The following is a 21,393-nucleotide window of genomic DNA, read 5'->3' on the forward strand; positions in this document are numbered from 1 at the left end:
TGGACCGCATGTCAGCGATCCGTCTTCTCGTGCTGGGCGCGGTCCGCCAGCACGGGCGGGCCCACGGCTATCAGGTACGGGGTGACCTGGAGTACTGGGGCGCGCACGAGTGGTCCAACGCCAAACCGGGCTCCATCTACCACGCCCTGAAGCAGATGGCCAAGCAAGGGCTGCTGCACGCGCACGAGATCGCGCCGTCCACGGTCGGCGGCCCGCCGCGCACCGAGTACGAGCTGACCGGGAAGGGCACCGAGGCGTACTTCGCCCTGCTGCGGGACGCGCTGGTCACCTACGACCAGCGCGGTGACATGAAGACGGCGGCCATCGGCTTCATGGTGGACCTGCCGCGGGCCGAGGCGGTGGCCCTGCTGAAGGAGCGCACACGCCGGATCGAGGCGTGGCGGACCTCGGTCACCGAGCACTACGTCCCCGAGGAAGGCCCCGCCCGGCTCGGTCACATCGGAGAGATCACGAACATGTGGGTCCACACGGCCGACTCCGAGGCCGCGTGGACCCACGGCCTCGTCGAGCGCCTTGAGAACGGCGCCTACACCTTCGCCGACGAGGGCGAACCGTTCGTCGGCGTCCTTGCCGAGGGGCAGGAGAACCCTTATGGGACGGGGGAGCGGCATCCGGGGGACGGTCGTTGAGCAAGTTTGCTCCACTGTCGGCGCCCGGCCCATGGCTTCATGCCTCCTGATGCCGCCATGCGTGAAGAGCCGGGCCCAGCATCCGGCCGTAGGTCAGCTCGGCAACGGCAGGTGTATGGGCTCGTCGGCACAGGGCACGCAGAACGTCGCCGAAAGGCTCCTCGCGCAGAGTCATGGCCGTCTCGCCGGCCCCCTCCAGGTCACCCAGGAGGACTTTGGCGTGCCAGACCGGCAGCAGATCCCGGCACAGCCGGTACATGCGGACCCGGCCGCGTCTGAGCACTTCGCGGTTGAGGTCGAAGACGACGATCGTTTTCCGGCCCTTCGCCGTGAGGCCTTCGTACGTCCCGGACGCAGGCAACAGTGCCAAGTGGCTGGCCGGATCGTCGGTGCTGGGATCCAGCAGCAGGCATTCCCCGGTCTCCTCGTCGCAGGGATACTCCTCACGCTTCACGTTGCTGTTGCAATACGAGCAGGCCAGCAAGTGGTTCAGCCAGTCGAACGTGCGCAGCGGGGCGAGTGCCTTGGGCTGGAAGTGATCGATGTCGGTGCCCTGGCTGTCGAGACAGTACATGCACCGCTGGATGGCGGGCGCCATACGGTGCAGCCGGGCACGAATCTCACGTTTGGCCGCGCGGCTGCTCCCCCATACGGATGTTGCCGCCGCGCTGTCGGCACCCTTTTTCACGACGCTTCCCGTGCAGCGGGCCAGCAGTTCACGTAACTCCGAGTCGGCGGGAGGCCGTTGGACCGGGATCACCGGCTTCCTCCGAGCCTCGCCGCCACCTCGTCGACCCGTGTGGACAGGGAACTGGTGAGCAGCTCGGTCAGTTCACGGTACTCGCGCAGCTCCGTATCGTCGGCCTCGTCACGGAAGACCTTTCGCTCAAGCTGTACGAGCCTGACACGCTGCCGCTCGGCCTCGTCGGAGTAGGGCGTCTCCAGACCGAACAACTCGGACAGCACCGCGTCGTCGCCGCTTCCGTACACCACGCGCCGGTGCAGCCCGTCGTCGACGACCTCGGGGCCGCGGTCCTCTTGCGGACCCGGCAGCCGGATCAGCCCGCCGGGATCGGCCGCCTGGCAGATGTACGGGCTGTGGCTGGTGACGATGAACTGGATGCGGGGGAAGTGGCTGCGCAGCCAGGTGCCTATCCGGCGCTGCCAGGTGACGTGGAGGTGGGCGTCCACCTCGTCGATGATCACGACACCCGGCATCCGGACCACCGGATGTCCGCCCTCGTCCGTGCCTGCGTCGAGGGCGCCGTACGAAGTCTGGAGCTGCCGCACGATGTCGAGGACCAGGGAGGCGACGGTGCGGAAGCCGTCGCTCATCTCGCGCAGGGGGTAGGCCCGGTCGGCGTTCCCTGCCGGGGCCACCCACAGTCCGTCCGCGCTGACCCGCAGGGCCCGGTAGCCGTCCGGCAGGAGTCCGTCGGAGAGCAGTTCCAGAACGGTCTCCAGTAGCTCCCGGGCGCCTTCCTGTTCCTCGAAGCTCCGCAGGTGCAGCTCCTTGAGCCAGCTCACGCCTTCGGCCAGTGACGCGTCCTCATGGAAAAGGGAAGCCATACGGCCCGCAGGTCCCGGCGCCAGCATCAGACGCTGAGCCTCGCCGCTGCCGCCCACCAGCCGGCGGAAGGGCCCGTAGGCGGCGCAGAACCAGCCCTGGGGGTTGTCGGCCCAGGGACCGCGCCCGGCGCCTTTCCAGCCGTATTCCTCGCCGTCGTACGGAGACAACCGGGGCTGTGACGGCGATGCCCCGTAGCGTGGCCCGCCCGCCTGCGCTTCGGGGACCGCCCAGTCGAGGCCGAGAACGATACGGTCGATGGGTGCTCCGCCCCGCCCAACGAGTCGGTCCACGCTGTAGTCGGGCCGGACATATACCTGCGTCCAGGCCGATTGCTCGCCGGTGGTGATCCAGCCACTGAAGTCCTGCACGAGGGTGCGGGCCACCTGGGGGCCTGCGACGGTGAGGGCGAGGGCCCGCAAGAAGGTGGACTTGCCCGAGCCGTTGCGTCCGGCGAGTACGGTCCAGCTGCCTCCGTCGCCGTCATGCGATGCGGACAGTGGGAGCTCGTCGACGGTCCGCGCTCCCGTGAAGCCTCTGACATTCGAGAAGCCGATTCCGGTTACGTACACCTGTCCCCCCTTCTGCCCGCGTCCTCGTTCACTGGGCGGGGTCAGCCTCTCATGGGGCGCTGACATGCGGCAGGCGCGGGCTCAGGCCCTCATGCCCACTCCTCCGCCATGACCTCGGTCTGCTTCAGCACCAGGTCGATCGCGTCCGGTGCCTTGTCGGGCGGGTAGCCGAAGAAGTCCAGCAGGAACTGGACCCTGGCCCGGATGCGGTCCCGGGCCTGACTCTTGACACGCCAGTCGACGGTGACGTCCTTGCGGACGAGTTCGCACAGTTTGCGGGCTATCTGACTGAGGACACCCTCTCCCATCTCCAATGCGGAGGGGTTGGCGGCGACGGCATCGTAGAAAGCCAGCTCGTCCTCACTGAGGTCGAGTTCTGCTGCGCGGGCACGATCGGCAGAGACCTCACGGGCGAACTCGACGAGAAGGTCCATCGTCTCGGCCGCGCTGACCAGCCCGTTGTGATAGCGGTTCATCGTTTCCTGCATCCGCTGGGTGAAGGCGCGCTGCCTGGTGATGTTGCCGGGGTGGGCGTCGCGGATCTCCTTCGTCAGCGAACGGCGCAGGGCTTCGAGCGCGAGGTTGGGGTGACGGCTCGCCTTGAGCGAGGCCACGAACTCCTCGCCCAGATGCGACAGATCGGGCATGGTCAGGCCGGCGGCGTCGTAGATGTCGACGACACCGTCCGCGACGACCGCCTCGGCGTTGAGCTGATCGATCAGGCGGCGCTGGTCGGCGGCGGTGGCCAGACCCTGCTCCTTGAGGCCGTCCACGTCGAGCTTCTCGCGCGAGGTGCGCACGGTGGTGAAGAACTGGATGTCCGGGAGTAGATCCTGAACGTCCTCATGGGCCGGGCACAGTGAGAACGCCTGCGACAGCAGCTTGCTGTAGTGCATGAAGAGGTGCCGGCGTGTGGGTTGGCCCGGCTGGAGACCGGGCTCGCCCTCCTTCAGGAACTCCAGGACGGTGTACAGGGCCTCCTGGTAGCCGTCGGCGTCGAGGGTCTCGCGCCACGGGCAGTCGTCGAGCACCTTGACGACCCGCCCGTGCATCTCCAGTACCGTCTTGACGGCCTCCGAAATGTTCGCGCCGATGGTGCCCTCGTCGCGGTCGTCGTTCGAGGTGTACTCGGCGACGGCGTCGGTGAGATGCTGGGTCACCCCCAGGAAGTCCACGACCAGTCCCGACGGCTTCTCGCCCCAGGTGCGGTTGACGCGGGCGATGGCCTGCATGAGGGCGGCCCCGCGCATCCGGCGGTCGAGGTAGAGGGTGTGCAGCGGGGGCGCGTCGAATCCGGTGAGCCACAGCGACTGGACGATGACGAGTTCGAGCTCGTCGTCAGGGTCCGTGACCCGCTTCTGGAGGGCCTTGATCTTCTCGGGGGTACGGACGTACGGCGAGACCTCGGCGTCGTCCTTTCCGGGGTTCCCGGTGAAGACCACCCGGATCCTGCCGGTGCCGTCCGGAAGGAGCCCGGTCTTCCTGTCGGGCTCACCGACCCACTCCGGCCGACGCGCGGCCAGCGCCCTGAACAGGCGGGCGGCGATGCGACGCGAGGAACAGACGATCATGCCTTTGCCGGCGCTGCCGGTCAGCTTGGTCATCTCCCGGCTGCGGTTGTCCCAGTGGGACAGAACGGTGCCGGCGAGTTCACCTATGCGCTCGTCCGCGCCGATCACACTCTCGAACGTGGCGAACCGGGCACGAGCACGGGCCTGCTCGGCCTCGCTCAGTCCCTCGACCAGTCCCTCGGCCTGGGCGTCCAGGTCGTCCAGGTCGGCATCCTCGGGCAGGGCGACCTTGTGGAGGATCGGCTCGTAGTACACGCGGACGGTGGCGCCGTCCTTGACGGCCAGGGTGTGGTCGTACGTGTGGATCGTCGGCCCGAAGACGGCGAGGGTGTTGCCGGTCCTGTTGTCGATCGGGGTGCCCGTGAAGGCGATGAACGTGGCGTTCGGCAGGGCGTCGCGCAGATGGCGGGCGAAGCCGTCCTCGAAGTCGTAGTGGCTGCGGTGGGCCTCGTCCACGACGACGATGATGTCCCGGCGGTCCGAGAGCAACGGATGCCTGGCCCCGGCCTCCTTCTCGGCCTTGCTGATACGGAACTTCTGGAGCGTCGTGAAGATGACACCACCGCCGCCCTCACGTCGGGTCAGCAGTTCCTTCAGCTTGGAGCCGGTGAAGGCCCGCTTGGGCTCTCCACCGATCACCCTGTGCAGGCTGTGGCTGGCGACGAAGGTGTTGAAGAGCTGGTCGTCGAGGTCGATGCGGTCGGTGATGAGGACGACCGTCGGGTTGGACAGCTCGGGGATGCGGGTCACCTTGCCGGTGTAGAAGAGCATCTCCTCGCTCTTGCCGGCGCCCTGCGTATGCCAGACGACGCCGGCCCTGCCGTCCGTGGCGACGGCGGACTCGGTGGCCGCGAGTGCCGTCTTCACGGCGAGGTACTGATGGGCCTTGGCGAGCTTCACCGTGTCCACGTTGCCGCCGGTGCCCTCGGCGGAGTAGGAGAGGAAGTTCCCGATGAGATCCAGGAAGTGATTTGGCTCCAGCGCTCCGGCGATCATCCGCTCCAGCGCGCGTCCGTCCTCCCGTTCCTCCTTCCGCTTCAGCAGCTCACCATCCTCGGCGTGCCAAGGGGCCATGTGTTCCCAGGGCGTGAAGGGTGTGCCGATATGGGCGGTCACCCCGGCGCTGGCGACTGCCACGAACAAGGTGCGGAAGGTGCCGTCGTTCTTCAGCTCGCGTCGGTAGTTCTGGATCTGCTCGTAGGCGGTGCGGGAGTCGTCCCGCCCGCTCGCCTTCTTCAACTCGACGACACCGAGCGGGATGCCGTTGACGTAGAGCACGATGTCGAAGATGAACGTCCGCTCGCTGGCCGCGCATATCCGAACCTGCGAGGCGGCCACGAGATCGTTTCCGTGCGGGTCGGTGAAGTCGATCGGGCGGACGGTGACGCTGTGCTTCTTTTCGGTGATCGGATCCGTGTACTCGACCTTCAGATCACCGGTGAGCTTCTTGTAGAACTGCCAGTTCCTGCGTACGTCGTTGCCGGGCGCTTGCCGCAGCAGTTCCTCGATCACCTCTTCCACGGCGTGGGCGGGGAGGTCGGGGTGGCGGGTGGCGATGGCTGTACGCAGGCGGGGATAGAGGACCAGGTCACCCCAGTCCTTCCGGTGGCCGCTGTTCGGGTTCAGGTCCTTTCCGGGAAAATGCTGCCATCCGAACTCGGCGAGGTGATCGAGGGCGAGCAACTCCCAGTCGTGCTCGGAGGAGCCACCGGCCGGTCGGCTGGCGGGGCTCCTGTCGGACTCCGGGGGAGTGACAGCACTTTCGTCGGTCATGACGTGGCATCCTCCACGACGCGCTCGGCGTCCTTGACGTGGATCTTTCCGGCGATGAGTCGGGGCAGCAGGGTGTCTCTGAGGGCGGCCAGGGTGCCGTTCTCCGTCCCGGCCTGTACGGCGACGTTCAGCAGGTCACGGGCCTGGTGGCAGAACCGCTGCATCGGTTGGGCGGAAGGAATGCGAATGCGGTGTCTGAGAGCCAGGTCTCGATTGATCCCGGGTACCGCCGAGTCGCCGAGCAGCGACTTGAGTCCTGCGGAATCGAGTACGAAGTACAGGGCCTCGATAGAGATTCCCGATGCCGTCGGTCGAGCATAGAAAGCCGTGTCGATGACCCAGCCAGGCCGTGACATCCAGGAGACGTGTCCGGCGTTCGCTCCCTTGCGGCCGACTACGGGGCCACATGATGAGGTAAGCGAAGTGTCATGCCAACCCACCTGGCCGGTGCAACCGAAGACAGGCGTGTCTCCGGAACGCCGCTTGGGCTCGGGCAGGGACTTCCCATAGACCAGTTCGGCGATATCGCCGACGACTGAATTCAGAGGATCTTGCCGGGTGGCCTCTTCCAGGAGGGCGCCTCCGAGCGCCAGGCTTGCAGAGGCGATCTGCTCGTTCACGGCGATCTTGTCGTCGAGGGAGCACAGGACCTCGGCGATGGCTTGCTGGACGTGCAGCGGATGATCCGGGATCGGCAAGTCGGAGAGAATTCCCAGGTTGATATGGGGGACTCCCGTGGTGATCGCGCGCGCATGAATTCTCGCCACCATGGCCGGATCGCGGAAGCAATAGTAAATATAACGTGCGTCGGCCTGGCTCTTGTCGACGCGCAGTCGCATCTGACTCTGTGAGATGACGTAACGTTCGTACGGCAGGGTGGGTACGATACCGACTTGCCCCAGGGTGCCTCGCTGCGTGAAGACCACGTCATTAGGCAGTGCCAGGTTTCGGGAAAGATCTTCGCTGGCCTTTTCTTCGGATACGTAGACGTAATCGCGATGAGAAAAGAATCCCCTGCCGGACAAGTTCTGCCCCCGAATCACGGGAACTCCGGTTTCTGTGTAATCAGCCTTTCCGAGGTTCGAGCCGAAAGGACCTCCGACGAGCCCCTTGGGGACGGAGAACTCTTTAAGGGGCCGTGTGACGACGTGCCGCATCAAATCCTCCTCAGCTGCTCGCTCACGATGGCCTCCAGTCGCCGCGCTTCCGCAAAGTGAGCGGACAGTTCCTTGGTCAGCCTCGCCACCTTCGCCTCCACCGGCTCCGTGTCATGCTCACCGACAGCCTCGGCAACCCCCACATACCGCCCCGGCGTCAACATGAAGTCGTTCTGCCGGACCTCCTCCAGCGAAGCGCTCCGGCAGAAACCCGGCACATCCTCGTACGCTTCCGCGCCCTCGACTCCCCGCCAGGCACGGAACGTCGATCCGATCCGCTCGATGTCCGCCACCGTCAGTTCCCGCAGCGTGCGCCCGACCATCTCACCGAGTCCGCTCGCGTCGATGAAGAGCACCTCGCCCTTCCGACCGCGCACCCACTCCGCGTGCTGCCGCCCCTTGCCCTCCGCTAGGAACCACAGACATGCCGGGATCTGCGTGGACCGGAACAGCTGGGCCGGCAATGCCACCATGCAGGCCACCAGATCGTCCTCGACCATCGCACGCCGGATGTCGCCCTCGCCGCCCGACTTGCTGCTCATCGAGCCGTTGGCCAGGACGATGCCCGCCCTGCCGCCCGGGCGGAGTTTGCTGACCATGAGCTGGATCCAGGCGAAGTTGGCGTTGCCGACCGGCGGTACGCCGTAGGCCCACCGGTTGTCGATGCCAAGTCGTTCGCCGCCCCAGTCGGAGATGTTGAATGGAGGGTTGGCGAGGACCACATGCGCTTTCAGCTCGGGGTGTTGATCCTCGTGAAAGGAGTCGGCCGGTTCTTCCCCGAGGTTGGCCTCGATGCCGTGGATGGCGAGGTTCATCTTCGCCAGCCGCCACGTCGTGAGATTGCGTTCTTGGCCGTAGACCGAGATGTTGAAGCGGTTGCCGCCGTGGGTGTCGATGAACTTCTCGGTCTGCACGAACATGCCGCCCGAGCCGCACGCCGGATCGAGGACCCGTTCCCCTTCCTGCGGCTCCAGCATCTCCACGAGCAGCCGCACGATGGATTCTGGGGTGAAGAACTCCCCACCCTTGCGCCCCTCGGCGATCGCGAACTGCGCGAGGAAGTACTCGTACACCTCGCCCATCAGGTCCCGAGCCCCCGTGCGCCTGCCGTTCTCGCCGATCTGGGACTGGAACTCCAGCCGGTCGAGAAGTTGCACCAGGCCGGCGAGGGTGGTCTCGTTGACACGCTGGCTGTTGTAGTTGTCGGGCAGGGTGTCCTTGAGGGACGGGTTGGCCTTCTCGATGGTGTCCATCGCGGAGTTGATGACCTCACCGAGCGAGGGTCCGTCCAGCGTTCCCTTGGCGCGTTCCATGACCACTTCCCAGCGGGCGGTCGGGGGAACGTAGAAGAGACCCGAGCCCGTGTACTGCCGGCGGTCCTCGACGGTCTTCAGGATCAGCTCGTCCGAAGCCTGACCTTCGAGGCCGAGGTCGGCCAGCATGCTGCCATCCCTCAGATCCGCCTCAAGCTGCGCCTGCTTCTCGGCCATGGCTACGGAGACGTACTTCAGAAAGACGAGGCCGAGGACGAAATGCTTGTACTCGGCGGCGTCCAGCGTCCCTCGCAGCTTGTCCGCCGACTTCCACAGGATCGCCTTCATGGGCTCGGGCTTGGCGTCCTTCTTCTTCCGTGGTGGCACGACGGTTCTCACTTCTTCCGGTCTCTGCGAATGTGAATCTGTACTGCTGGGGAAGTGTGCTGCGGGCGGTGCTCGTCACTTTGGCCGCAACGCCAGTGCTCCGTCCGCGACCCCTGCCGAAATCCGCTCGGCGAGGCCGTCCAGAGCCTCCAGCTGGCGGCGCACGTCGGCGCGTAGCCGCTCTGTCTCCGACAGGATCTTTTCCAGTTCACCGATCTCGGCCGGTGGCAACTGAGGCAGGTCCATGTCGCGCACGCTCACCCGCCGGACCAGTGCCCCGCTGCCGCGGTGCTGGTTTCGGGGTGATTGGAGCAGCTGGGCCAGGCAGTAGGGGCGGATCCACAAGGTATCGGGGCGGTCGGGTTCGCCGTCGGCCATGTTCTGGATGTGGTCCCGGTATGCCGTGATCCGGAGTCCCTGTATCGGGGAGAGCAGCACGCAGCCGCCCGCCATGTCGACCTGGCAGCGCACCCCGTGCTCGGCGAGCAGGAACACGTCGCCAGGCTCGGTGATCCTCGCCGACGAGTACTCCGAAAGATCCTTCAGGTCGATACGGCGTGCTCCGATGGGAAGTTGACCCAGCAGCTCGGCACGGCCGACGACGGGCAGGCCGGCTTCGCCGATGTGCTCGTCCTTGATGCGGTGTCCGTTGAGCAGCCTCAACTGCCCCGCCCGCAGGTGTTCGTCGAGTTTGCGATGCCGTATCGGCGTACGCCGCTTGGCGATGCCCAGTTCACCGAGCCAGTCGCGCAGGTGGGGCATGGCCACGGCGGCGGCCCGGCGTGCGGTGATCGTCTCCTCGAAGTGGTCGACGTCGACCTCGGGGGCCGCGAGGCGGTGAGCGGGCAGGACCGAGCGGTGGTCCAGTAGGTACTCGTGGCCGGGCTCCGACGTGTGAACGGGAACCAGCTTCGCGTCCTGTGGATCCGAAACGACTTCGGTCGGCCGGCCAGCTCCTGAGCACTCCGCACGACAACTCGCCTGTGACGACCCTACGATCCTGACGACCTGGTCGATCCACTCCCTCCCCTCGGTCCGCCGGGAGATTCGGTCCGCGTCGATGAGAAGCACCGACGGCGGCGGCCCGGACGGTGGACGAAGAACGAGCAACGCGTACTCGGCACCGGTCAGGAACGGATGGATACGACGGGGAAGCTGAACGATCGTCTCCACACAGCCGCGTTCCAGGAGTGCTTCGCGCGCGCCGATGGTTGCAGTCCGCACGGAGGCCGGACCTGTGCCGGGTGTACGGGCGAGGGTCCAGGCCGGGACGACGACGTACGCACGACCGCCGGGACGCAGCCGGCGGACTGCCTCCTCGGCCCACCACAGGGGGCCTTCGTCGTCCCGTTCCCGCTCCCCGGACACGTAGGGCGGATCGGCGAGCACGATCTCGGCGTTCGGGAAACCGTGCGGTCTCTCGTCCCGCGACTGATCCCATGTGCGGAGAGTGTCGAGTTCGGCGGGCGAGGCGTAGACATCGATGGCACCGGCCTCGTAGCTGAGCAGCCGATACCGGAGCAACTTCCGCAACAAGGGGTCGGATTCGACTGCCACCAGCTCGCCGTGACCCCTGAGATCCTCGTAGGGTCCCCCGCCCATGGCGAGCAGCAGTTCCCCGAGGCCTGCGCAGAGGCTGATCGTCGAGCGCTGATCCGGACCGCCCTTGTTGGGCCCGATCAGCGCGGCGATCAGAGCGACGACTTCGCGCGGGGTGACGTCCATGACGAGGTCGGACTCGATGCGCCGGGCAATATCCAGTCCCTCGTCATCCAAGCCGAGCAGCGCGTCAGCGGCCCGGCCGGGCGCGCCGATCTCTTCGATGAGCTCGTGTACGGCGCGGACGACCTCCGGGTCGGCAGCCTCGTACTCGGCGAGCAGTCCCTCGGGCAGGTGCTCCGGAATCCATTCCTTTCCTTCGCCGGACATGGCGATGACGGCAAGTCCCCGGGAGATGAGCGTCTCGGCCGAACCGAGACGGTGCCTGAGCGCGACCAGACCGCGCAGCCGCAGGGCACGGCGGAACCGGTCGCCGTAGGTGGGCAGCCTGCCGTCCGCGTCGGGCTCCGCGTCCGGAACGCTCCGCTGGTCGAGCCAGTCAGCGATCTCCGCAGCGTCGAAGAGGGGCTTGCTCTCGCTGCCCACGCCCGGGATCGGGTCGGGGAAGGGGCGGCGCGAGCCGTTGGCGTCACCCAGGACCTCTCGGGAGAAGCGTCGCCGCCAGTTGCTGACCGTGGGACGCCCGACTCTTGCGAGCTCCTTGATCTCACCGAGCGACACGGGAGCGTACGACGGGGTGGTAGGACGTGACATCACAGCCTCACAGACGCACCGGCTCGGCACCGGACAGCACCAGAGGCCTGCGGGCGAGGACGACGGGGATTTGGCTGAACTTCCGGTGCAGGGCTGCCTTTTCAGGCGCCACGTACTCCATGAGCCGAAGTAGCCTCTCGTAGTCCTCCTCCAGACGGAGGTGGAAGATGCGCTCGTGGTGGCCGACACGGTTGCGCAGGCGGCGTACGGCATCGAGCTCCAGCTGGAGCGCGCCGCGCTCGCCCAGGTAGCCGCGGAACGCGTGACGCAGAGCGGGGATCCAGAACTGCATCTCGTAGTTCTGGCCGCGCCCCGTCAGACCTACCCAGAAACCGAGGGTGAACCTGGCGACCATGTCGCCGGCGGTGAACCCCGGCCCGAACTCGGTCTCGAGGGACCGCTTGGCGCTGTTCACCTGGCGGATGCCCTTGCTGGTCAGCCGGACGCGAGGTGAGTCCCACCAGTCGGCCTGGCCGTAACGGCCGGCCAGCTTGGCGTGGAAGGAGTTGCGCATGGCGACCTCGAAGTCACGCAGCGCGCCGAGGAAGGCGCGCGAGGCCTCTCCGTCCCAGTAGTACAGCCTCAGTGCGACGACGAGGTCGTGGTCGCATGCGTCGAGAAAGGGCTGGAACCGCTCAGCCGAGATGGCGTCGATGATCCGTTTGGCCTCTTCCTCCGTCACCACTGCCGCCCCCCTGAATGAAAGATTCCGTGTTACCTTCGGGAGCGTGAGCCCCGGAGTCCTGTCACTGCTTTGCACACAGCCCGGGGCGTAGTCATGTCCGGGCCCGGAAGAGCGTCTGTGGGCATGCTGCAGACCGTCGCTGTGATGGCCTGACCGCGTCATCACTTTCAACGCGTGCAACACTACGACGTTCGTTAGTTGATGTCTAGTGATTGCTGAGAAGGGGGCTTCTCAGCAATCACGACAACCCTCCCGACGATGACTGACAGTGCGTTGTCTGTCTTTTAGTGATGGAACCCGGTGGCCGTCGTCCTGTCCCGGGTCAGCGGGCTCGGCTGGCGGCGCAGTTCCGGCAGCAGGCGGGTCAGGTCGGCCAGGAACAGGTCGGCCAGGTCGTGCGAGAAGCCGTTGCGGCACACGACCCGCAGGACGGACAGGTCCTCGCGGTTCGCCGGGAAGGTGTACGCGGGCACCAGCCAGCCGTTCTCGCGCAGCCGCCGGGACACGTCGAAGACGTCGTACGACGTGACGTCGTCGGCCGTGGTCAGCGCGAACACGGGCAGCTGGTCGCCGTGCGTGAGCAGCCGGAAGTCGCCCAGCTCGCCGATCCGTCCGGCCAGCGAGCCCGCCACGTCCCGGGTGCACTGCTGGACCGCCCGGTAGCCCTCGCGGCCGAGGCGCAGGAACGTGTAGTACTGCGCGACCACCTGCGCGCCGGGCCGCGAGAAGTTGAGCGCGAAGGTCGGCATCTCGCCGCCCAGGTAGTTGACCCGGAAGACCAGCTCCTCCGGCAGTGCCTCCGCGTCGCGCCACAGTGCCCAGCCGACGCCCGGGTACACCAGCCCGTACTTGTGCCCGGAGGTGTTGATCGAGGCCACGCGCGGCAGCCGGAAGTCCCACTCCAGGTCCGGGTCGAGGAACGGCGCCACCATCCCGCCGGACGCGCCGTCCACGTGCACCGGGATGTCGAGCCCCGTGCGCTCCTGGAGGGCGTCCAGGGCCGCGCACAGGTCGGCGATCGGCTCGTAGGAGCCGTCGAAGGTCGAGCCGAGGATGCCGACGACCCCGATGGTGTTCTCGTCGCACAGCTCCACGGCGGCCTCGGGGTCCAGGTGGAAGCGGTCGCCCTCCATCGGGACCTGACGGGCCTCCACCTCCCAGAAGTTGCAGAACTTGTCCCAGCACACCTGGACGTTGACGCCCATGACGAGGTTGGGCCGCGCGGAGCCCGGGTACCGGTCGGCGTTGCGCTTCGTCCAGCGGCGCTTCAGCGCCATCCCGGCGAGCATGCACGCCTCGCTCGACCCGGTCGTGGAACAGCCCACCGTCGCCGACGGGTCCGGCGCGTTCCACAGGTCGGCGAGCATCGCCACACAGCGCCGCTCCAGCTCGGCCGTGCGCGGGTACTCGTCCTTGTCGATCATGTTCTTGTCCCGGCACTCCGCCATCAGCACCCCGGCCTGCGGTTCCATCCAGGTGGTGACGAAAGTGGCCAGATTCAGCCGGGAGTTGCCGTCCAGCATCAGCTCGTCGTGCACCAGCTGGTACGCCGTGGACGGGGTCAGCGGGCCGTCCGGGAGCCGGTGCGTGGGCGGCGCCTCGATCATGTCGCCGACCGGACTGGCCTCACCGAAGAACGGGTTGACCGACATCACCCGCTCTTGATGCTGCCGGGGACCTTGGTGCAGAGCCATGAACGTGCCTCCAGGATAGGGAAGTTGTCAGCGGACCGGGGTGCCGTCCGGTCGCAGCTGCATCTGCGGGCGCCCCGTCACCAGCAGCCACGCCGGCAGCGAGGCGATGCACAGCAGGGTGAGGATGGCGGGCGAGGCCACCAGGACGGCGGCGGTGAACAGGCTCACCCAGCCCTGTCGCGTGATAGCCAGGAGCATGCCCAGGACGCCTGTCGCCACGCCCAGCGACGGATGCACGGCCGGAACGAGCGCATGGGCACACAGACCCAGTGACGTGCCGACGAAGACCGCGGGGAAGATGCGGCCGCCACGGAAGCCGCAGGACGCGGAGACCAGCAGCGCGGTCAGCTTCACCACGGTCATCACGGCGAACTGCCCCGCCGACCAGCCCTCCGGGGCGCGGGCCAGCTCGCCGACCTCCGACAGCCCCTTGAACAGCGTCAGATGGCCGCCGAGCGCCGCCAGCGCCCCCAGCACGACGCCACCGGCCGGCAGCATCAGCATCGGGTGCCGCAGCCGCCGGAAGCCCGCGTGGACGTACGGGAAGGCGTAGACGGCGCACATGCCGAGCAGCGCTGCCGCCGAGGCGATCACCAGGGCTGCCAGCAGGTCCTTCGCGTGCGGGCGGCCCATCGCCGGCAGCCCCAGGTCGAAGGTCGGGCGGGACACCAGGGCGGTTGTCATGGCCCCGCACGCGCCCGCGGTCAGCGGAGCGAACACGTTGTCCCACAGCCGCCCCCGCATCGGCCGGCCGGCCAGCGCCTCGGAGATCACCAGCGCCGCCGCCACCGGCGTGCCGAACAGTGCGCCGATCGTCGCCGCCTCGGCCAGCACCGGCCACAGCGCGCCCGGTGTCCGGGGCAGCAGGCGCGTGCCGAGCCAGACCGCGAGGCCCACGTTCGCGGCGATGATCGGGTTCTCCGGGCCGAGGCTCGGACCGCCGGCCAGCATGAGCGCGGTCACCACCAGCAGCCCCGGCAGCACCGCCGGCGCCATGACGGGGGCGTCCAGGCCGAGGGTGGCCGGGTCGGGTCCGGCGTGACCGGGCACCTTCCAGACCACCAGCCCGACGGTGATACCGGTCGCCACGAGCACGGCGAACATCCAGGGCACCGAGTAGCGGCCCACCCCGAGCGCGTCCGGCAGCGGCCCCCACAGCACGTGCTGGAGCTGTTCCGCCGCCGCGCTGACCCCGACGAAGACCAGGGCCGCGACCACGCCCACGACGACGGCGGGCAGGATGAACGGCAGCAGGGTCCGTGCCGGGGCCGTCGGAGCGGTCGGGGGCGGCTGCCGCGCGGTGTCCTGGGCCACCGGCTCACCATAAACGGAATAAACGCACATATTGCGCACAACATCCGAAACGCCCCGGAGGGGAAACCGGCTTGCACCTCACGTGGCGTGAGGCCTCAGCGTGGCGGGCGTACCGACGACAAGGAGCGGAAAAGTGAGCTACTCCGTGGGACAGGTCGCGGGGTTCGCCGGGGTCACGGTGCGCACCCTGCACCACTACGACGAGATCGGCCTGCTCGTGCCCGGCGAGCGCACGCACGCCGGCCACCGGCGCTACACCGACGCCGACCTAGACCGGCTCCAGCAGATCCTGTTCTACCGAGAGCTCGGCTTCCCGCTCGACGAGGTCGCGGCCCTGCTCGACGACCCGGCGGTGGACCCGCGCACACACCTGCGCCGCCAGCACGAACTGCTGACCGCCCGGATCGAGAAGCTGCAGAAGATGGCCGCGGCCGTGGAGCACGCCATGGAGGCACGCAAGATGGGCATCAACCTCACTCCCGAGGAGCGGTTCGAGGTCTTCGGGGACAAGGACCCCGAGCAGTACGCCGAGGAGGTCGAGCGGCGCTGGGGCGGCACGGAGGCGTACGCCGAGTCGCAGCGCCGCGCCGCCACCTACACCAAGGACGACTGGAAGCGGCTGCAGGCCGAAGCCGACGACTGGAGCGCGCGTTACGCCGCCCTGGTGGCCGCCGGCGACCCGCCGGCCGGCGAGGCGGCCATGGACCTGGCCGAGGAGCACCGGCAGCACATCGGCAGGTGGTTCTACGACTGCCCGTACGAGATGCACCAGTGCCTCGGCGGCATGTACGTCTCCGACGAGCGCTTCAAGGCGTTCTACGACGCCATGCACCCGGGTCTCGCCGAGCACCTCAAGGACGCGATCACCTCGAACGCCGCCCGGCACACGGCCTGACCTCCTGGCCCGGGAGCGCCGCTCCCGGGCCAGGAGCGGCGCTCACTCCCGGGCCAGGACCACGGCGGTGCCGTACGCGCACACCTCGGTGCCCACGTCCGCGGCCTCCGTCACGTCGAACCGGAACATCAGCACCGCGTTGGCACCACGCGCGCGTGCCTGCTCCACCAGCCGCTCCATGGCCTGGTTGCGGGTCTGCACGAGCGTCTTGGTGAGCCCCTTCAGCTCACCGCCGATCATCGACTTCAGCCCGGCGCCGATCTGACTGCCGATGTGCCGCGAGCGCACGGTGAGCCCGAAGACCTCGCCGATCACCTGCTCCACCCGGTATCCGGGCACGTCGTTCGTCGTCACGACCAGCACGTCCGGCTGGGGCCCCTGGCCGCCGCCGTAGTCATCGAGTCCCATGAGTCACAGCTTTCTCTCAGTCGTCCCACAGTGCATCCTGGAGGCACCGGTGGAACCTGGGGCGGTCACATCACGTTGATAGCTTTGGGCGGCACCACAGGGAAGTCTGCCGTCAGCCGCCGCAACCGCCCTCACCCCTTCAGGAGCCCGGACCCGTGATGACTCTCGCCCTCGGCCCGAGCTGGCTCGATCCCAACAACCTGCTCGACCATTTCGGCATCTGGGGCCTGCTGCTCGTCGTCTTCGCCGAGTCCGGTCTGCTCATCGGCTTCTTCCTGCCGGGTGACTCGCTGCTGTTCACGTGCGGCCTGCTGATCACGTCCCACCAGCTGGACTTCCCCCTGTGGGGCGCCATCGCCCTGATCTGCCTCGCCGCGATACTCGGCGACCAGGCGGGCTACATGTTCGGCAAGAAGGTCGGCCCCTCGCTCTTCAACCGCCCGGACTCCCGCCTGTTCAAGCAGGAGAACGTCACCAAGGCCCACGAGTTCTTCGAGAAGTACGGCCCGAAGTCCCTGGTCCTGGCCCGCTTCGTGCCCGTGGTGCGCACGTTCACGCCGATCGTCGCCGGCGTCAGCGGCATGAAGTACCGCTCGTTCCTGATCTTCAACGTCATCGGCGGCGTCCTGTGGGGCGCGGGCGTCACCCTGCTCGGCTCCTGGCTCGGCAACATCGCCTTCGTCAAGAACAACATCGAGGCGATCCTGATCCTGATCGTCCTGATCTCGGTGATCCCGATCGCGATCGAGTTCCTGCGGGCGCGGAGCAAGGCCAAGAAGACCCCGGCCGCCCAGCCCGAGCCGCGGCCCGTCCCCTCGCAGCAGCCGGTGTACCAGCACCAGCCGGTGATGGACGACGCGACGACCCAGCTCCGCCGCATCGAGCCGGAGCAGCCCTACGGCTACCAGCCCCAGGCCCAGCAGCAGTCGTACCAGCAGCAGGACTGGAACCAGCAGTACTACGACGAGCAGCAGCAGCATCCGCAGCAGCAGCATCCGCAGCAGCAGTACCCCCAGCAGCAGTACTCGCAGCAGCAGTACCCCCAGGAGCAGTACTCGCAGCAGCAGTACGAGCAGCAGCAGCACGAGCAGGGCCAGTACCCCTATGACCACCGCCGGTAGCAGCCACTCGCGTACGCACGGGGCGCCCCGCGTTCTCAGGCGCGCCTAAAAACCGCGAGTCCGCTTGGCGGCCCGGCGCTTCCCGGCGGAGCCGACCCGCAGGAACAGCCGCGAGATCTCCGATCCCAGATTGACCCCGATGGCGATGGCCATGGCCAGCGACGCGGCCTTGGCCAGGGACACCAGCCCCTTGTCCACCTCGTTCTGCGCTATCGACAGCAGCCCGAGGTACGTCGCCGAACCGGGCAGCAGCGGCCCGATCGCCGCCGTCGTGTACGGCAGCGCCGACGCGAACCGGTAGCGCGACAGCAGCTGCCCGAACAGACCCACCAGCCCCGCCGCCACGGCCGTGGACGCGACCGGCGAAATGCCCCCGACGTAGTGCATCGCGCCGTACACCGACCACGCGACGCCCCCGTTGAGGGTCACCCAGAGCACGGTCGAACGTTCCTGCTGGAGCAGTACGGCGAAGGTCAGGGACAGCACCATGGACGCGCCGATCTGGATCAGCGGCCGTTCGTTGATGACGAGCGCCACGTCCGGGTTCAGCTTGCCGCCGACCTTCACGCCGAAGTACAGGACGAGCAGCACGCCGGTGACGATGCCGACGAAGAAGTACATGACCTCCAGCAGGCGGGCCGAGGCGGTGATGTAGAAGCCCGTCAGGCCGTCCTGCACGCCCGCCACCAGCGCCCGCCCGGGCAGCAGCGCGAACAGCCCACCGGTGACCACGGCGGACGCCTTCACGTCGACGTGCGCCAGCGCGAACGCCACCCCGATCGCGGCGGGCGGCATCGCGGCGACCGTGAACTGGTAGAACTCCGGCAGCCCGCGGCCCGCGCACAGCCAGGCCAGCCGGTCGCCGAGCATCGCGCCGACGGCCGCCGCGAAGAACACGATCAGATCACCGCCGACCAGCACGGAGGCCGCACCCGCCAGCAGCCCGCCGGCCACGGTCAGCGCCCAGCCGGGGTAGGGGTGCCGGTTGCGGCGGATCTCCGCCAGCCGTCGGTAGGCCTCCTCCAGGGAGACGTGCGTCTCCGGGTCGGTCAGGTCGTCCACCAGCCGGAACACGGCCGCGAGCCGCGTGTAGTCGGTGCCCCGCCGTCGTACCGTCCGCGACGCCGTCACCGGGTCCTCCACGAGCGACGGCTGGTGGGAGATCGACAGCAGCGTGAAGGTGACGTTCGGCTCGCAGCGGTCCAGGCCGTAGGAGCGGCAGACCGCGAACATCGCGGCCTCCACGTCCTCCGCGCCCTCGCCGCCCGCCAGCAGCAGCTCCCCGATACGCAGGGTCAGGTCGAGCACGCGCGGCACCGCCGGGCCCTCTTCCTCGACCCGCTGCACGGGCTCCGGCGCCGGCCGCTCGGCCACCGGCATGCGCAGCATCGTGCGCATCCGGTCCTGCCACGGCGCGTCCTTGACGAGGCTGACCAGCGGCACCCCGGTGGCCGGCGTGAAGGCGGCCGGGGCGTTCTGCGCGCTGTAGGTGCGCGGGGTACTGAACGCCGACCCCTCCGGCTCGGCGCCCGGCGGCTGCAGCGTCTCCAGCCCCTTCGGCACCGAGAACTCGGAGGTCGTCTCCGGCTCACCGATGCTCTCGGGGACCTCGATGCCCGCGGGAACCGCGAACTCGGACGTGATCTCCGGGTCGTACCGCGCCTCGTCCGACCGGGGCTTGCGGTCCTCCGCCTCCGTCACCTCGCACCGCTCCCTGAACGACACCTTCCGTCAGCCTCAGTATGCGCATGACCACGCAGCGGACACACAAACGGGTCGCACGCGTGTGCGTGCGACCCGTTTCAGCGGGGCAGGGCTCAGTGGCCGCCCTGCTCCTCGAAGCGCTTGTACGACCGCTCGATCTCCGCCTCGGCGTCCGTGCGGCCGACCCAGTTGGCGCCCTCGACGGACTTGCCGGGCTCCAGGTCCTTGTACACCTCGAAGAAGTGCTGGATCTCCAGGCGGTCGAACTCCGACACGTGGTGGATGTCGCGCAGGTGCTCCACGCGCGGGTCCGTGGCCGGAACGCACAGCAGCTTGTCGTCGCCGCCCGCCTCGTCCGTCATGCGGAACATGCCGATCGCCCGGCACTTGATGAGGCAGCCCGGGAAGGTCGGCTCGTCCAGGATGACCAGCGCGTCCAGCGGGTCGCCGTCCTCGCCGAGGGTGTTCTCGACGAATCCGTAGTCGGTCGGGTAGGCGGTCGAGGTGAAGAGACGACGGTCCAGGCGGATCCGACCGGACTCGTGATCCACCTCGTACTTGTTGCGCGAACCCTTCGGGATCTCGATCGTGACGTCGAACTCCACCGGTGGCTCCTCCATGATCAGCACATAGTTCTGGTGGTTAAGTGTCCCTCACGCAGGTGTGTGATCGCGAAAGGGGCTGGTGGTCGTGCCAGAGCTGAGGCCTTGGCGGGCCGCGAGACCGCAGGTGGAGCGGATCGCGAGCGCCGTACGACCGCGTCTGGCGCGGGCCGCTACGGCCGTAAGACCGCGGGTCGCGCGGTTGACACGGGCCCTTGCGTCCCGGTCCCCGCACCTCCCCCGTCCGCGAGCCGTCGGGACCTGGCAGTACACCGCCGGCGCCGCCACCGCCGGCCTCGCGCTCGCCGTCGGCGTGGTGACCGTGGCCGGCCCCTGGGACGCCAACGGTCAGCGTACGGCCGAGCGGGACCGGGCGATCGCTCTGGAGCGGTCAGGTGGCGCAGATCACGGCCACTCCGGTACGGCGGCGGGCGCCCCGCACCCCGCGCCGAGCGCCGCGCCCGTCCTGACGGGTCTGGGCGGCACGTCGGGCGCCGTGGACACCAAGAAGGCCGCCCCGGGCGGAAAGCCGCTCTCGGACGTCCTGGGGCCTCTCCTGGACGTCCCCGCGCTCGGCGGCAGCCACGCCGCGGCCGTCGTCGACGTGACCACCGGCAAGCGGCTGTACGGCACGGACGACGGCAAGGCCCTCACCCCCGCCTCCACCACCAAGATCGCCACGGCGGTCGCCGCCCTGTCCGCCCTCGGCCCGGACCACCGCTTCACCACCCGCGCCGCCTTCGAACCCGACACCGGCGAACTCGTCCTCGTCGGCGGCGGCGACCCCACCCTCACCGCCCACAAGAACACCGACGGCTGGGCCGGCCTGCGCCGACTCGCGGCCGACGCCGCGCAGGCCCTGAAGAAACGCGGCGTCCGCAAGGTCACGCTCTCCTACGACACGACCCTCTTCGCCGGCCCCGCCCTGCACCCCATCGGCGTCAACGACAACCTCGCCCCGGTCACCGCCCTGGCCGTCGACGAGGGCCGCACCGACGACTCCACCAGCGGCCCGGCGCCCCGCGTGAGCGATCCGGCCCAGGACGCGGCGGCCAAGTTCGCGGGCTTCCTCGAGGACGCCGGCGTCACGACGACATCCCCCGGCCCCTCGAAGGCCTCCACGCGCGCGGAGACCCTCGCCTCGGTCTCCTCGCCGCCGCTGTCCGACGTGGTCGAGCGCATGCTGACCAACAGCGACAACGACATCGCCGAGGCCCTGGCCCGCCACACGGCGCTCACGAGCGGTCAGCCGGGCAGCTTCGCCGGCGGCGCCCAGGCGATCTCCGCGCGGCTGACCAAGCTGGGCCTGCCGATGGCCGGCACCTCCTTCCACGACGGCAGCGGCCTCGACCGCGACGACCGGCTGACGCCCGACCTGCTCACCGGACTCCTGGTCACGGCCGGCGACCCGGACCGCCCCGGTCTGCGCCCCGTCCTCACCGGCCTGCCCGTGGCCGGCTTCACCGGCACCCTTGCCGACCGCTACGCCGACGGCGCGGCCGGTGTCGTCCGCGCCAAGACAGGCACCCTGACCGGCGTCAACACCCTGGCCGGCACGGTCGTCGACACCGACGGGCACCTGCTGGCCTTCGCCTTCATGGCCTCCGGGACGACCAATCCGGAGGAGGCCCAGTCGGCCCTGGACAGGACGGCCACGGCGCTGGCGGGTTGCGGCTGCGGCTAGCGCCTGCCGCACCCGTCGCGGCCGGGCCGTCACACTCTGCCCC

General features: G+C 68.5%; 16 protein-coding genes. 4 read left to right on the forward strand and 12 right to left on the reverse strand.

Features of this window, described 5'->3' with window-relative positions; genetic code table 11:
• The first annotated feature begins 8 nt into the window (after positions 1-8).
• Positions 9-650 (forward strand): PadR family transcriptional regulator, encoded by a 642-nt coding sequence (locus ADK64_RS07650; protein ID WP_053656385.1) that lies wholly within the window; start codon positions 9-11, stop codon positions 648-650.
• Positions 651-687: 37 nt separating this feature from the next.
• Here ADK64_RS07650 and ADK64_RS07655 read toward each other — a convergent pair whose 3' ends face one another.
• The 9 genes from ADK64_RS07655 to ADK64_RS07695 form a co-directional block, all read right to left on the reverse strand.
• On the reverse strand, positions 688-1,410 hold the full coding sequence (locus ADK64_RS07655; RefSeq protein WP_159046189.1) for an HNH endonuclease: 723 nt from the start codon (positions 1,408-1,410) through the stop codon (positions 688-690).
• Positions 1,407-2,789 carry an AAA family ATPase gene (locus tag ADK64_RS47030; protein WP_053656389.1) on the reverse strand — a complete coding sequence of 461 codons (1,383 nt, stop codon included), beginning with the start codon at positions 2,787-2,789 and terminating at the stop codon, positions 1,407-1,409. Before ADK64_RS47030 ends, ADK64_RS07655 begins: the two co-directional genes overlap by 4 nt.
• Positions 2,790-2,878: 89 nt before the next feature.
• Complete coding sequence (locus ADK64_RS07665) at positions 2,879-6,133, reverse strand: type I restriction endonuclease subunit R (protein WP_078992540.1); 3,255 nt, start codon at positions 6,131-6,133, stop codon at positions 2,879-2,881.
• Entirely contained in the window at positions 6,130-7,290 is a 1,161-nt protein-coding gene (locus ADK64_RS07670; RefSeq protein ID WP_078992541.1) for a restriction endonuclease subunit S, read from the reverse strand. Before ADK64_RS07670 ends, ADK64_RS07665 begins: the two co-directional genes overlap by 4 nt.
• The gene (locus ADK64_RS07675; RefSeq protein WP_053656392.1) at positions 7,290-8,930 is read right to left on the reverse strand and encodes a type I restriction-modification system subunit M; all 1,641 of its coding nucleotides are present in this window, start codon (positions 8,928-8,930) and stop codon (positions 7,290-7,292) included. Before ADK64_RS07675 ends, ADK64_RS07670 begins: the two co-directional genes overlap by 1 nt.
• Positions 8,931-9,005: 75 nt before the next feature.
• Entirely contained in the window at positions 9,006-11,243 is a 2,238-nt protein-coding gene (locus ADK64_RS07680) for a hypothetical protein (RefSeq protein ID WP_159046190.1), read from the reverse strand.
• 7 nt (positions 11,244-11,250) lie between these two features.
• The gene (locus tag ADK64_RS07685) at positions 11,251-11,925 is read right to left on the reverse strand and encodes a hypothetical protein (protein ID WP_063789871.1); all 675 of its coding nucleotides are present in this window, start codon (positions 11,923-11,925) and stop codon (positions 11,251-11,253) included.
• Between the two features lie 287 nt (positions 11,926-12,212).
• Positions 12,213-13,622 carry a glutamate decarboxylase gene (locus ADK64_RS07690; RefSeq protein WP_053656398.1) on the reverse strand — a complete coding sequence of 470 codons (1,410 nt, stop codon included), beginning with the start codon at positions 13,620-13,622 and terminating at the stop codon, positions 12,213-12,215.
• A 27-nt stretch (positions 13,623-13,649) separates the two neighbouring features.
• Entirely contained in the window at positions 13,650-14,936 is a 1,287-nt protein-coding gene (locus tag ADK64_RS07695; protein ID WP_053656400.1) for an ion channel protein, read from the reverse strand.
• A gap of 133 nt (positions 14,937-15,069) precedes the next feature.
• Here ADK64_RS07695 and ADK64_RS07700 point away from each other — a divergent pair, with 133 nt between their 5' ends.
• Positions 15,070-15,831, forward strand: coding sequence for a MerR family transcriptional regulator (locus tag ADK64_RS07700; protein ID WP_053656402.1), 762 nt, complete (start codon positions 15,070-15,072; stop codon positions 15,829-15,831).
• Between the two features lie 42 nt (positions 15,832-15,873).
• On the opposite strand, the gene ADK64_RS07705 is transcribed toward ADK64_RS07700, so the two are convergent.
• Positions 15,874-16,239 (reverse strand): YbjQ family protein, encoded by a 366-nt coding sequence (locus tag ADK64_RS07705; protein WP_053656404.1) that lies wholly within the window; start codon positions 16,237-16,239, stop codon positions 15,874-15,876.
• 155 nt (positions 16,240-16,394) lie between these two features.
• Here ADK64_RS07705 and ADK64_RS07710 point away from each other — a divergent pair, with 155 nt between their 5' ends.
• Entirely contained in the window at positions 16,395-17,360 is a 966-nt protein-coding gene (locus ADK64_RS07710; RefSeq protein WP_053656406.1) for a DedA family protein, read from the forward strand.
• Between the two features lie 45 nt (positions 17,361-17,405).
• Here the strand turns inward: ADK64_RS07710 and ADK64_RS07715 are convergent, their stop codons facing one another.
• Together ADK64_RS07715 and ADK64_RS07720 are read right to left on the reverse strand one after the other, a co-directional pair.
• Positions 17,406-19,061: a threonine/serine ThrE exporter family protein gene (locus tag ADK64_RS07715; RefSeq protein ID WP_053656408.1), complete on the reverse strand. Its 1,656-nt coding sequence runs from the start codon at positions 19,059-19,061 to the stop codon at positions 17,406-17,408.
• A 116-nt stretch (positions 19,062-19,177) separates the two neighbouring features.
• Positions 19,178-19,669, reverse strand: a complete 492-nt coding sequence (locus ADK64_RS07720) for an inorganic diphosphatase (protein ID WP_053656495.1) — start codon at positions 19,667-19,669, stop codon at positions 19,178-19,180.
• A gap of 79 nt (positions 19,670-19,748) precedes the next feature.
• Between ADK64_RS07720 and dacB the strand changes: the two genes are divergently transcribed.
• Positions 19,749-21,350 (forward strand): D-alanyl-D-alanine carboxypeptidase/D-alanyl-D-alanine endopeptidase, encoded by a 1,602-nt coding sequence (dacB, locus tag ADK64_RS07725; protein WP_420712941.1) that lies wholly within the window; start codon positions 19,749-19,751, stop codon positions 21,348-21,350.
• Positions 21,351-21,393 lie beyond the last annotated feature (43 nt).

Origin of the sequence: Streptomyces sp. MMG1121, from assembly GCF_001280015.1 — a bacterium.
GTDB lineage: Bacteria > Actinomycetota > Actinomycetes > Streptomycetales > Streptomycetaceae > Streptomyces.

Coding starts and splice junctions, on each gene's coding strand:
- ADK64_RS07665 (WP_078992540.1), bottom strand. CDS start 6,133: ATGACCGACGAAAGTGCTGTCACTCCCCCGGAGTCCGACAGGAGCCCC.
- ADK64_RS07670 (WP_078992541.1), bottom strand. CDS start 7,290: ATGCGGCACGTCGTCACACGGCCCCTTAAAGAGTTCTCCGTCCCCAAG.
- ADK64_RS07650 (WP_053656385.1), top strand. CDS start 9: ATGTCAGCGATCCGTCTTCTCGTGCTGGGCGCGGTCCGCCAGCACGGG.
- ADK64_RS07705 (WP_053656404.1), bottom strand. CDS start 16,239: ATGGGACTCGATGACTACGGCGGCGGCCAGGGGCCCCAGCCGGACGTG.
- ADK64_RS07680 (WP_159046190.1), bottom strand. CDS start 11,243: ATGTCACGTCCTACCACCCCGTCGTACGCTCCCGTGTCGCTCGGTGAG.
- ADK64_RS07690 (WP_053656398.1), bottom strand. CDS start 13,622: ATGGCTCTGCACCAAGGTCCCCGGCAGCATCAAGAGCGGGTGATGTCG.